The following is an 11949-nucleotide window of genomic DNA, read 5'->3' as shown; positions in this document are numbered from 1 at the left end:
CCGCCGCGTACCAGCTGCCGCCGGACGAGGTCATGGCCAGGTTCACCGAGGAGCAGATGATCTACCTGGTCGCCTACCAGAACCTCTACGGGCCGATCGGCCCCCAACGGTTCGATGTCCTCTTCGCGCGGCTCGGGATGGACGTGGCCGCCCCGCACATGAAGAAGGGCCGCCGGCCCAAGCTCCGGGACCACATCGTCGAGTGGAGCCGCAAGGCCCGCCCCCAGCGCACGGGCCGCGAGCTGCTCGCCGCGGTGAAGGGGATCCAGCGCGGCTTTGATCGGAAGAAGAAACGGGAGGGCTGACCCATGCCACTGCTCGATGAGCTCCTCGTCCGCATCGGCATGGACAGCTCCGGCGTGGACGAGGGGGCCGACCAGGTGACGTCCCGGCTGGACGCCCTGGGCGGCCCCGCCGCGCTGGCCGGTGCTGCGGCCGGCGGACTGTTCGCACTCGGCCTCAGCTCCGCGATGGACATCGCCGAGGCCCGCAGTGCCCTGTCGAACCAGCTCGGGCTGACGGCCGACGAGTCGGCCCTGGCCGGTGACGCGGCCGGTGACGTGTTCAGCGCCGGTTTCGGCGAGTCGCTGACCCAGGTCAACGACGCGCTCGGCGGCGTCCACACCGGAATCGGCGAGCTCAGCTCCTTCACCGAGGACGAGCTCGAGGACATGTCCCAGAAGGCCCTCGCCCTGGCCAAGACGTTCGAGGTGGACGTCACGGATGCGACCGGCGCCGTGGGCCAGCTCATGAAGACCGGCCTGGTCAAGGACGCGAACGAGGGCTTCGACCTCATCACCAAGACCTTGCAGGGCATTCCGGCCGAGCTGCGGGACGACCTGCTGCCCACCGTGCAGGAGTACTCGACGCAGTTCCGCCGTATCGGCCTCGACGGGCAGACGTCCATGGGGTTGCTGTCGCAGGCCGTGCAGGCCGGTGCCCGTGACCTCGATCAGGTCGCGGACGGGCTCGGCCAGTTCGGCGAGCGGGCACTCGCCGGCGGCGCCGAGGTCGAAGAGGCGTTCAAGTCCATCGGCCTCGACGCCAAGGAAATGTCGAAGCTCATGAACCAGGGCGGAAAGTCTGCGGAGAAGGCGCTGCAGATGACGACGGACGCCCTGCGGGGTACCGAGTCGGAGACGACCAAACTGAACGCGGCCGCGGCCCTGTTCGGCGACCCGGCCAACGTCATGGGGGAGGCGCTCTTCGCGCTGGACCCGGCGGCCGCTGCGGCCAGTGCCGGTCTCGACAAGACCGCCGGCGCTTCGGACAAGCTGACCGAGCACATGAAGGCCGACCCCGCGCAGCAGATGGACGCCGCCATGCGGCAGTTCCAGCAGACCCTCGGCGAGGCGCTGCTGCCGATCCTGCTGAAGGTCTCTCATTTCATGGCTGAGCACGAGGGCCTGATGAAGATCCTGATCCCGGTCGTGATCGGGCTGGGCATCGCCTTCGGCATCTTCGCGATCGCCGTCTGGGCCGTGAACGCCGCGATGGCAGCCAACCCCATCACGTGGATCATCCTCGGGATCATCGCGCTCATCGCCGTCGTCGCGCTGATCATCATCAAGTGGGACGAGATCAAGGAGTCCACGAAGCTGGTCTGGGGCTACATCGTCGACAAGCTCGGCGAGGCCTGGGGCTGGATCACTCGGAAGGCCTCAGAGTTCTGGGACTGGCTGTCCGGGATCTTCTCCGACGGCTGGGATTGGATCGTCCGCAACGTCTGGAATCCGGTGCGGGATTTCTTCACCAAGACGATCCCTGGCTGGGTCGACAAAGGCCTCGGCTGGATCGAAGACAAGTGGAACGACGCGATTTCGTTCTTCGCAGGCATCCCCGGCCGCATCGCGTCCGGCGCCCGCGGCATGTGGAATTTCGTCACCGACGGGCTGAAGAGCGCGCTGAACGGGGCGATCGGCCTGGTCAACTCCGGGATCTGGTTCATCAACGACAAGCTGATCTCCAACGCGAACCGGCTGCCCGGGGTCTCCATCCCGTACATCCCCTACATTCCGTTCCTCGCGGACGGCGGCATCACGACCGGGCCGACGCTCGCGATGATCGGCGAGGGCTCAGAGCAGGAAGCGGTCCTGCCACTGTCCAAGCTCGAGCAGCTGATCAGCGTGGGTGGCGGGGCCGAGATGCGGGCCCCGTCCGTCAGCAAGATGGAGCCGGCCCGCATGACCGTCTCCTACGAGGCCGGCGGCGGGGACAGCTTCACCGAGTGGCTCATGGAGACCATCCGCGTCCGGTTCGACGGCGACGTCAGCCGGCTCGGAGAGGAAGGGAGATAGACGTGGTCAGCCTCCCCCCGCCCCGCACCACCGAGCTGTTCTACGGCGGGCAGTGGAGCACGGTTCCGGTGCTCGAGCGGTCGTCGATCACCATCAGCCGCGGGGTGTCCTCGGAGGGCTCGCGGGCGACGCCGACGAAGGCCACCGGCGTCCTGATCGACAACCGGTCCGGCGACTACGCGCCGAGGAACCCGCTCTCGCCGCTGTACGGGGAGATCGGGCGGAACACGCCGTTCAAGTTCTCGATCGACGCCGGGTCGCCGTGGGTGGCGCTGCCCACGTCCACCGACAAGCTGACGACGCCGGACAACGCCCAGCTGGCCATCACCGGCGACGTGGACATCCGCATCGACGTCGCCCTGGACGACTGGCGCACCGCCCAGGAGCTCGCCGGGCGGTACGAGATCACGGGCGACAACCGGGCCTGGGCCCTGATCATCGCTTCGGACGGGTCCCCAGTGCTGCTGTGGTCGCCGGACGGCACCCTCGCGAGCCGGATCACCGCGGCCGGGACGGAGCCGGTCCCGGTGCACGCCGGGCAGCGTGTGTGCCTGCGCGCCACCATCGACGTCGACAACGGGGCCGGCGGCTACGACGTCCGCTTCTACACCGGCCTGACCGTCGATGACGACAACTGGCTGCAGTTCGGCGACACACTCACCGGCTCCGGCAGCACCAGCGTGTTCGACGGGACCGCGGGTGTGGAGATCGGGAACATCCCCGACCTGACCGACCCAGGCGCCGTCGGCCGCGTGTACGCCCTCAAGGTGCTGGGCGGCGGCGCCACGGTCGTCGACCTGGACCTGGGCCGCGACGCCGCCGTGGGCGAGGCGACCGTCACCGACACCACGGGCCTGGTGTGGACCCTGTCCGGCGGCACCTCGCTGACCAACAGTCACGTGCGGCTCGTCGGCGAGGTGCCCGCCTGGCCGCCGTCACGGGACCTGTCCGGGCAGGACCGCACCGTGGCGATCGAGCCGACCGGCATCATGCGCCGCCTCGGCGCCGGTAACAAACCGCTCGACTCGGCTCTGCGCCGCTACATCGCTGGGTCCACCGCTGCCGAGTGCTGGCCGCTCACCGACGGGCCCGAGTCGGCCCAGGCCGCCTCGCTGCTCGGCGGCGCCCCCATGGTCTACAGCCATGATGCCGACGACGACCCGCCCGAGTGGGCGAAGGGCACGGTGGCCGACTGGCTTGAGCCGGTCGTGCAGCTCCCGGGCAACGGGAAACTGATCGGCTCCCTGCCCTACCTGACGAGCATGGAGACCGGGTGGTCCGTCGACCACGTCCGCTCCGGGCCGGGCGAGACCGACCAGATCCACATGCACGACTGGGGCGCCGGCACCGACGAGGACAACAGGCACACGTTCGAGCTGTTCTTCCAGGCCCCGCTGGACCGGATCCTGGTGCTGCGCGAATCCGTGGGCGCGACGTCCTCCTCGGGCGCCTCGCTGGCCACGATCGACCCGGCCGGGATCTACGACGGCCGGCCGCACCACATCCGCTTCCGCGCGCTGCCTATCGGCGCCGATCTGTTCTGGTACGTCATCATCGACGGCGTCGTGGCCGCCTCCGGCGACATCCCCCTGACGATCAAGCCGCTGCGGCGTGTGGAGTACTGGTGGGGCGCCAACGAGGAGGACCTGGCGCTCGGCTACGTCACCTGCTGGGCGGAGGACCCGGTACCGCCGGACGCCTTCGAGGTGTACGACGCCATGATGGGCTTCCCCGGCGAGACCGCCGGAGAGCGGGCCCTGCGCGTAGCGGGCGAGCAGGGCGTGCCGCTGACCGTGGCCGGTGCCGTGGACGAACAGACCCGGCTCGGCACCCAGCGCCCGGAGAAGTTCCTCGACGTCCTGAACACCGCGGCCAAGTCCGACCTCGGCTACGTCCTGGAGCAGCGCGACGCCCGGGCCCTGGTCTACCGGGGACGGGCGACGCTCTACAACCAGACGCCGGTGCTCACCCTCGACTGGACCGACGCGATCGTTGCAGATCCGTTCGCGCCGACGGACGACGACAAGAACACCGAGAACGACGTTGCGGTGAAACGGGAGGGCGGATCCACCGGCTACGCGGTCCTCGAGGAGGGCCGCATGTCCGTCCTCGATCCGCCGGACGGCGTCGGCCGCTACGACAGGGCCCACACCCTGTCCCTCGAGGACGACGACCAGGCCCCGCAGCACGCCTACTGGCGCATGCACCTGGGCACGTTCGACGGCCTGCGCTACACGTCGATCACGCTGGACCTGGCCAATCCACGGGTCTACGCGCTGATCGACCAGATCATGCGTGCCGACGTCGGGCACAAGATCCGGCTCACGAACCTGCCTGCCGAGTACGGGCCGGACGACGTCGACCTCATCATCCGCGGCTACAAGGAGACCGTCAGCGACAAGAAGTGGCGACTCACCTTCAACTGCAGCCCGGGCGAGCCGTGGACTGTGGGTGTAGTCGGCGAGTCCCGCGTGGACACCGCCAAATCCGTGCTGGCGGCCGCCGTCGACGCGGACGACACCAGCCTCCTGGTGAACGCCACCCGCGGCTCCGGCTGGGTACGCAGCACCAAGCACCCGACCGACTTCCCCTTCGACGTCCGGGTGGGCGGCGAAGTCGTCACAGTTGCCGCGTGCACCGGCGTGGCCGAGGACAGCTTCGAGCGCACGGTGGCCCCCGGATGGGGCACGGCCGACTCAGGCCAGGCGTGGACCACCTCCGGCGGCGCGGTCGCCGACTACGAGGTCACCGGCACCGGACGTCACGTTCTCAACAGCAGGGGGGAATTCCGGATCGCGACCGTGCCCGTGTTGACCCCTGATGTGGACCTGCAGTTCGACTTCTCCCTGGACGCGGCGCCCGCCGGCGACTCGGCTTACGTGTACGCCCCCATCCGGTACACCGACGACACGCACTTCTACTTCGCACGGGTGCAGATCTCGTCCGGCGGCGCGTTCTCGCTGTCCCTGCGGAAGCGCAACGGCAGCGAAACGCTGCTGACGAGCGTGTCCCCAGGGATCACGCTGGTCGCTGGCACCTGGTACACCCTGCGGGTCGCCATGACCGGCAGCACCCTCACCGCGAAGGTCTGGCAACGGGGCAGCACAGAGCCGGACTGGCAGCTGTCGACGACGGACACCGACCTGACCGCCGCGGGCTCCGTCGGCGCCCGCTCGTTCCTGGGCCCGTCGACCACCAATCCTCTGCCGGTCACGCTGCAGGTCGACAACCTGCTGGCCGGCCCACGGCTGTTCACCGCGACCCGCTCCGTCAACGGCGTCTCCAAGAGCCACGCAGCGGGCGCGGACGTCCGGCTCGCCCACCCGACGATCGTCGCCCTGTCGTCATAGGAGGACCCATGGAATGGGAAGCCGGGATGCGGATCACGGACGAGCGGATGAACGACCACACCCCCGTAGCGCTCACTTCCAGCCCGACCCCCGCGGCCAACTTCAGCGTCGGCTCCTTCACCGCCTACAAGAGCAGCGGGGTCACAGTCTTCACGGTCACCCTGAACTACTCAGGGTCGACAATCACCGCCGACGCTGCCGGCAACATCGCGGACACCGCCTGCTGCACCCTTCCATCGGACTGCCGGCCGCAAGCCACCATGAACACGGCCTGGGACAAGTCGGGTGCAGCAGTCGGGGCCGTCCGTATCCAACCGTCCGGGCTGTGCCAGATCACCAGCCTCGATCCGAACGCCACGCTCGCCAGCGGCAACACAGTCAATTTCTGCGGCACCGTCGCCACCGGCTGACCGCCGGCCCTTCTCATCTGGAGACACCATGCCCATGCCCGAAGGCGCCCGGAACGTCGCCTACCGAATGACCCAGTACGGCGGCGGCGCCGAGGTCAACGTGCTCGTCCAGTTCGAGCTGAACATCTCCGCCGACCTGGTCGACGCCGCAGCGGCCGCCGCCATGGAAGCGTTCGCCGCCAAGCTCGAGGAACTCACACCCGGCGTCCCCGCAGGAGCATCCCGCGCCTACGACGTCAGCCTCCCCGGCGACCCCTGGCCCCCGCCGGCCGCATAGGCCACACCACCCGACCACGGCCCCGCCAGGGGCCTTTCTCATGTCTGGAGGCCCCATGGCCAAGACCGGGCCGCAGAAGTACCCGGGCGCATCGACGGCCTACTGGTACCAGTCGAAGTTCGGCGGCTCCGCAATGGAGTCGAACGTCGGCGTCATGCACACCACGGAGGGACGCACCCTGCCCTCCTACGGTGGCGGCGCATCGGCACCGAACTTCACCGCCGTACCCGACATCCCGAACAAGCGGCTCCGCTGGTACCAGCACTTCGACTTCGACGTCTCGAGCCGGGCCCTGGTCAACCGGACCGGCGGCGTCCAGACGAACACCGCGAACGCCGTGCAGATCGAACTGGTGGGCACCTGCGACGAACGCCACGCCACCAGCTGGGACGGCAAGCGCGCCGGCCTCGACTACCTCTTCTGGCCCGCCGCCCCTGACTGGGCCCTGGCCGAACTCGCCAAGTTCGTGAAGTGGGCACACGACGCGCACGGCATCCGGCTCCAGTCGACCGTGACCTGGAAGCCCTACAAGAAGGGGCAGGTCGGCGGCTCCTACGGCGCCAACGGCGTCCGCCTCACCGGCACCCAGTGGAACGCCTACCACGGCTGGCTCGGCCACCAGCACGTACCCGAGAACGACCACGGCGACCCCGGCGACCTCGACTTCGCCCGGGTCCTCGCCCACGCCACCGGCGTCAAGAACACCAGCCCCGAGGAGGACGACATGCCCACCGCACGCGAAGTCGCCGAAGAGGTGGTCGAGCTCCTCGCCACGAAGGACGGGCACTTCCCCGCCCCGCGCGACGCCGCCGACTACAGCCCCGACCCGGAGAACCCCAAGCATTACTGGGCGCTCGGCACCCACGAGCGAGCCCAGACCGAGGGCATCCGCGCGGTGCGGCGCGAGCTCGCCGCACAGACCGCCGCGATCACCGCCCTCGCCCACCTCGTCGGCACCGGCGCCGACACCGACACCATCGTCGCCGCCGTCCGCCAGGAGATCCGCGACGCGGTCATCACGGTCGACGTCGACATCACCGGCACCCCCGCCGCCTGACACAGAACGGACCAGCATCATGACCAGCTTCCCCACCGGCCAGACCGTCGTGAAGACCGCCGCCACCTACGGCAAGGATCTCCTCGAGCGAGTCCTCGCCACGTTCCTGCAGAGCTTCCTCGCCGGGATCGTCGTCACCCAGCCCCTCGACGGGAGCATGTGGTACGCCGCACTCGCCGGCGGTGTCGGCGCCGTACTCGCCCTGGTGAAGGGGCTCATCGCCCGGGTGCGCGACGTGACCAACAGCGCCAGCCTCGCCAAGGGGGTGTAGATGAGCGAGAGCACGGGTGTCCCCGCTGTCGACAGCCTGGTCGTCTGGTCTCTCGCCGCGGTCGCGATCTGCGCGGGGCTCGGCCTGCTGTGGCGCCTCGTCCGCGGCGTACGGCGCATCGCCACCCGGGTGGACGACTTCGTCGACGACTGGCAGGGCACACCGCCACGCCCCGGGGTCCCCGGCCGGGCGGGCGTGATGGAGCGCCTGGACGGGATCGAGGCGCGCGTGACCCGCATCGAGCACGAAGTGCGGCCCAACTCCGGCCTGTCCATGCGGGACGCGGTCGACCGCGTCGACGTCGCCCTGAACGGGCCGCCCCCTGCCGCACCACCCTGATCGCGGGCTGCGCCCACGCCTCCGCTGACGCCCTCTCATGACGACGCCCCCTCTTCTGCCTGATGGTGGGAGAGGGGGCGCTTTCGTCATCTCCCCGACGCGAAAGGGGAGTAACGTCCTGAGTGTCTAGGTCAGAACGGAGTCCAGTATGCCCCAGCAGCCCGACGCCGCACCCGCACCTCTCACCTTTGGACAGCGTGTCCGTATCGCCCGCGACCGAGCCGGGCTGACACGCCCCGTCGTAGCCGGCCTCATGGGCCGCTCGCCGGACTGGGTCAAGTACATCGAGAACGGCAGCATCGCCATGCCCCGATTTCCCATGCTCATGCGCCTGTCCCAGGTCCTGAACTGTGACCTCACCGACCTGGTCGGAGACGAGCGCATCGCCGCCGCCACGTACACCAAGGCCCTGCACGGCGATCTGCCCACAATCAAGCGGGCTCTCACCACGTACCGCCTGCAGGCCGCCGACGCCGAGCCGGAGTCGGCGGACGTTCTGGCCGCGCGCGTCCGTACAGCCTGGACCCTGTGGCACAGCAAGGGCGACCACCGATCGCGCATCGCCGCGCTACTGCCGGACCTGCTTACCGACACACAGCACGCCGCCCGGGCCCTCGAGGGAACGGCTCGCCGGCGCGCCCTAGTGCTTCAGGCGCAGACCTACCACCTGGCACAGCTGTTCCTCAGCTTCCAGCCCGCGCCCGAGCTGGTCATGCTGGTCGGCGACCGCTCGATGGCAGCCGCGCAGGATGCTGACAGCCCGAAGGCGATCGCCGCGGCTGCCTGGTACATGAACCACGTCTACCGAGACGCCAACGAGGCTGCCGAGGCCCGCGTCGACCTGGCCGAGCAGGCGGCCGCGCTACTCCGCGACGACGCCGAAGAGGACATCGCCCGCCGCGGTCTGCTCTGGCTCGCGGTCGCCCTCTCCTTCGCGAAGGTCGGCAAGGCAGGGGACGCGTGGCGGTACTGGGACAAGGCCAACGCCGCGGCTGGCCTTCTTGGCGACGACTACGCCCACCCCTGGCTCATCTTCGGCAAGGGCATCGTCGACGCCTACCGGCTCACTATGCACAACGATCTTCATCAGCCCGTACAGGCGCTCGAGGTCGCTGAGGCGCTGGACCTATCCATGGTCCCGTCGGCAACTCGCCGCTCCTATCACCTGATCGAGACCGCCCGGGCGCACGGCATGCAGGATGAAGGCGTGGCCACCGTGAGCCTGCTGCAGAAGGCGTTCAAGGAATCTCCCGAGACGATCCAGTTCAACATCCACACGCGGATGGTGCTGCCGGAGCTGGTGAAGACCGGCCCCCGGATGGTCCGCGAGGACGCCCAGGAGCTTGCCACGGAGCTCGGCGTACCGGTCTGAGACGACAGGGAGGATTCCTCCCCCTCAACAAGGGGGGAGGAATCCTCCCCCTACCCCCGCCTGCACGGTCCTACGGTCGGTGATGACGCGATCACCGAGACAGCCAAGGCGGGGACGATGGCACTGGACCGCAGAGGAACGCTCGACATCGACACCGCGGAAACGAGACCGGTCGACGTCGCCACCATGCGCGACACCGCCCGCAGGCTCCTCAGCCTCGAGGAGCCGCCGCTGCGCGAGGACCTCGATGTGGTGACCGACGCGCTGCGCGGGCACGTGCAGCTGCTGGTTCCGGAGATCCGCGCCCTCATTCGCGCACAGCCCGCCGGCGACCTGCACGCTGGGATCGCCCAGGTCGGCATCGAGGAGGCGTCGCGCAGGCTCACCACGCCGCTCGGCTTCGGCCCGGATGCCGCCTACCGGCGCGCCCGGAAACTCGCTCTGTCGGTCTGCTCGCTGTGCGACCACTACGAGCACCTGAGCCCTTCGGCCCGTTGAACCGGCCGCGCACCACACCCATGGCGACCGCATCGGGTTAAGGGTCGCACCCCATGACGCTCGCCCCGGCCGGTGTGCCGGAGGCCCCCGCCGGGGCGAGCACGCATGCTCCCGCCCCGGGCCGATCCCCGGCAGGACCGTGTCCGAGGCGGGTCCGCCCCTTCCCGACCGGGGAGGCGGCGAGGACGATGAAGCAGGACGCAGAGGAGACAACATGAGGAACACGGCTTACGGAGTGCTGGCGAACGGTGGCGGCGGGGAGGGCGGCGACAGCTTGCCGGGTCAGCCCTGGCCCGGCCCGCCGGTCCCCCCGTCGCCCGACGGCGGGCCGAAGGCCGTCCAGGCGTGACGCTCACAGAGCTCGAGGGGGAGCGGTCCACGCTGGGCCGTCTCCTCCTCTCACGCAAGGACCTGTCCTCGGACTGGGTCCCGTCGTTCGCGGCCGTGCCGCGAGCCCCCTTCCTGCCCGATGTGATGTGGCCGTACGACATGGACGCCGGCACCACGGTCGCCGTCGACCGGCACGAGGACCCGGACACCTGGCACCGGTACGCCAACGCCAACGCTCCCATCGTCACCCAGTGGGACGACGGCACCACCGATGGCCAGGGCACCGTGTCTACGTCGTCCGCGTCCATGCCCTCCGTTGTCTTCGGCATGCTGCGGGACCTCGACGTGCAGGCCGGGCATCGCGTCCTCGAGATCGGCACCGGCACCGGATGGAACGCCGCCCTCCTGGCGCACCGCCTGGGGAAGTCCCGCGTGGTCAGCATCGAGGTCGACCCTCAGGTGGCCGACCAGGCGCGGGCCTCCCTCGAGGCATTCGGGCTGCCTGTCAGGGTGGTGACCGGCGACGGCGCCCTCGGGTACGCCAAGGGCGCACCGTACGACCGGATCATCGCGACAGCCGGCCTGCGCCAGATCCCAGCCGCGTGGCTCGAGCAGACCCGGCCGGGCGGCGTGATCGTCGCCCCATGGGGCACCCACTTCAGCCACCAGGACGCCGTCGCCCGCCTGGTCGTCTCCGAGGACGGCGCCAGCGCGGCCGGCCACTTCACCGGGCCGGTGCAGTTCATGAAGCTGCGCTCCCAGCGGACGGCGTTCGACGGGCACGCCGCCTACGTGCCGGAGCGGCTGGAAGGCGCAGAACGGTTCACCACCCATGTCCAGGAGGACGCGCTGCTGCGCGGCGGCCGGTTCAGCGCGGCACTCTTCGCGATCGGGCTGCGGGTGCGCGACTGCTGGCACCAAGTAGCGCCGAAGCAGGACGGCGCCCGGCCGGTCTGGTTCTACAGCCTGAGCGACCGATCGTGGGCCTGCGTCATGTTCCGCGACGGCGCCAAGGCGGACGTGTGGCAGGCCGGTCCGCGCGGGCTCTGGACTGACGTGCTCGATGCGCTCGCCTGGTGGGAGTTCGAGGGCGAGCCGGGATACGAGCGCTTCGGGCTCACGGTCACAGCCAAGGGCCAACACGCCTGGCTCGACAGGCCGCGGAGCAGCTGGCCTGTGTAGCCGCCAGATACCGCCCCGCTCACTCCTCGTCCCCCGTCGTGGAGCGAGCGGGGCTCACCCGTGTCAGGTCCGCCAACCGCACGCCGACCGCGTCGGCGATCTGCAGCAGCAGCCCGAGCCCGGGATCGCTGGTCCCCGTCTCGATTCGGTGGATCGTCTTGCGGTCCGCGCCGACCAGCTCGCCGAGGCGCTCCTGGCTCAGGCGCGCTCGCAGCCGCGCCTCACGGAGGCGCTCGCCGATCATCTGGCGGCGTACGAGTACCCAGGCGGGCGGCGGGTCAGAGGGCACCCAGCCACGCTCTGTTGATCATGAGTAGATGTCTGTACCTGGCCAGGTACTTTTACGGAAGCCGGAACCGGCCCGTCCACCTCATCTGGGATGACGCGGTTTCACCCAGAAATCCCTGGCCAGATAGGCAACCCTAAGCGATTCGAAACTTCATTCGAATTACTGTCTGTACTCTTGAAAATACGTTTCGGCCACGTAATGTACGTACTTCAAGTAACGGCTGGCATATGCCTGCGCCCCCTTGGCGCGCCCCCACGGCATCCTTGCATGATCGGGA

13 protein-coding genes are annotated in these 11949 nt (G+C 69.5%); 12 read left to right on the top strand and 1 reads right to left on the bottom strand.

What is annotated here, in order from left to right:
* Positions 1-32: 32 nt before the first annotated feature.
* From AB0903_RS09015 to AB0903_RS08960, 12 genes are all read left to right on the top strand, one after another.
* Complete coding sequence (locus tag AB0903_RS09015) at positions 33-305, top strand: hypothetical protein (protein WP_366700508.1); 273 nt, start codon at positions 33-35, stop codon at positions 303-305.
* Between the two features lie 3 nt (positions 306-308).
* On the top strand, positions 309-2297 hold the full coding sequence (locus AB0903_RS09010) for a phage tail tape measure protein (RefSeq protein ID WP_366700506.1): 1989 nt from the start codon (positions 309-311) through the stop codon (positions 2295-2297).
* Positions 2298-2299: 2 nt separating this feature from the next.
* Positions 2300-5647 carry a hypothetical protein gene (locus AB0903_RS09005; protein ID WP_366700504.1) on the top strand — a complete coding sequence of 1116 codons (3348 nt, stop codon included), beginning with the start codon at positions 2300-2302 and terminating at the stop codon, positions 5645-5647.
* 8 nt (positions 5648-5655) lie between these two features.
* Positions 5656-6057, top strand: coding sequence for a hypothetical protein (locus tag AB0903_RS09000; RefSeq protein ID WP_366700502.1), 402 nt, complete (start codon positions 5656-5658; stop codon positions 6055-6057).
* Positions 6058-6085: 28 nt separating this feature from the next.
* On the top strand, positions 6086-6334 hold the full coding sequence (locus AB0903_RS08995; protein ID WP_366700500.1) for a hypothetical protein: 249 nt from the start codon (positions 6086-6088) through the stop codon (positions 6332-6334).
* A gap of 55 nt (positions 6335-6389) precedes the next feature.
* Positions 6390-7391 (top strand): hypothetical protein, encoded by a 1002-nt coding sequence (locus AB0903_RS08990; RefSeq protein WP_366700498.1) that lies wholly within the window; start codon positions 6390-6392, stop codon positions 7389-7391.
* A gap of 19 nt (positions 7392-7410) precedes the next feature.
* Entirely contained in the window at positions 7411-7662 is a 252-nt protein-coding gene (locus AB0903_RS08985; protein ID WP_366700496.1) for a hypothetical protein, read from the top strand.
* On the top strand, positions 7663-8001 hold the full coding sequence (locus AB0903_RS08980) for a hypothetical protein (RefSeq protein WP_366700494.1): 339 nt from the start codon (positions 7663-7665) through the stop codon (positions 7999-8001). It abuts the gene before it with no gap.
* 148 nt (positions 8002-8149) lie between these two features.
* Complete coding sequence (locus tag AB0903_RS08975; RefSeq protein WP_366700493.1) at positions 8150-9373, top strand: helix-turn-helix transcriptional regulator; 1224 nt, start codon at positions 8150-8152, stop codon at positions 9371-9373.
* Between the two features lie 117 nt (positions 9374-9490).
* On the top strand, positions 9491-9871 hold the full coding sequence (locus tag AB0903_RS08970) for a DUF6415 family natural product biosynthesis protein (RefSeq protein ID WP_366700491.1): 381 nt from the start codon (positions 9491-9493) through the stop codon (positions 9869-9871).
* A gap of 214 nt (positions 9872-10085) precedes the next feature.
* A complete protein-coding gene (locus tag AB0903_RS08965) occupies positions 10086-10220 on the top strand; it encodes a hypothetical protein (RefSeq protein WP_366700489.1) in 135 nt (44 codons plus the stop codon).
* Entirely contained in the window at positions 10217-11383 is a 1167-nt protein-coding gene (locus AB0903_RS08960; RefSeq protein WP_366700487.1) for a methyltransferase domain-containing protein, read from the top strand. The genes AB0903_RS08965 and AB0903_RS08960 overlap by 4 nt, the downstream gene beginning before the upstream one ends.
* A 19-nt stretch (positions 11384-11402) precedes the next feature.
* Here AB0903_RS08960 and AB0903_RS08955 read toward each other — a convergent pair whose 3' ends face one another.
* Entirely contained in the window at positions 11403-11672 is a 270-nt protein-coding gene (locus AB0903_RS08955) for a helix-turn-helix transcriptional regulator (RefSeq protein WP_366700485.1), read from the bottom strand.
* Between the last annotated feature and the right edge of the window lie 277 nt (positions 11673-11949).

Source organism: Streptomyces sp. NPDC048389, from assembly GCF_040706335.1.
Taxonomy (GTDB): domain Bacteria; phylum Actinomycetota; class Actinomycetes; order Streptomycetales; family Streptomycetaceae; genus Streptomyces.
This window is presented reverse-complemented; position numbering and strand designations above follow the sequence as displayed.

What these genes read in the sequence shown, in the direction of transcription:
- AB0903_RS09015 (WP_366700508.1), top strand. Translation starts at nt 33, where the DNA reads ATGGCCAGGTTCACCGAGGAGCAGATGATCTACCTGGTCGCCTACCAG.
- AB0903_RS09010 (WP_366700506.1), top strand. Translation starts at nt 309, where the DNA reads ATGCCACTGCTCGATGAGCTCCTCGTCCGCATCGGCATGGACAGCTCC.
- AB0903_RS09000 (WP_366700502.1), top strand. Translation starts at nt 5,656, where the DNA reads ATGGAATGGGAAGCCGGGATGCGGATCACGGACGAGCGGATGAACGAC.
- AB0903_RS08995 (WP_366700500.1), top strand. Translation starts at nt 6,086, where the DNA reads ATGCCCATGCCCGAAGGCGCCCGGAACGTCGCCTACCGAATGACCCAG.
- AB0903_RS08990 (WP_366700498.1), top strand. Translation starts at nt 6,390, where the DNA reads ATGGCCAAGACCGGGCCGCAGAAGTACCCGGGCGCATCGACGGCCTAC.
- AB0903_RS08985 (WP_366700496.1), top strand. Translation starts at nt 7,411, where the DNA reads ATGACCAGCTTCCCCACCGGCCAGACCGTCGTGAAGACCGCCGCCACC.
- AB0903_RS08980 (WP_366700494.1), top strand. Translation starts at nt 7,663, where the DNA reads ATGAGCGAGAGCACGGGTGTCCCCGCTGTCGACAGCCTGGTCGTCTGG.
- AB0903_RS08975 (WP_366700493.1), top strand. Translation starts at nt 8,150, where the DNA reads ATGCCCCAGCAGCCCGACGCCGCACCCGCACCTCTCACCTTTGGACAG.
- AB0903_RS08970 (WP_366700491.1), top strand. Translation starts at nt 9,491, where the DNA reads ATGGCACTGGACCGCAGAGGAACGCTCGACATCGACACCGCGGAAACG.
- AB0903_RS08965 (WP_366700489.1), top strand. Translation starts at nt 10,086, where the DNA reads ATGAGGAACACGGCTTACGGAGTGCTGGCGAACGGTGGCGGCGGGGAG.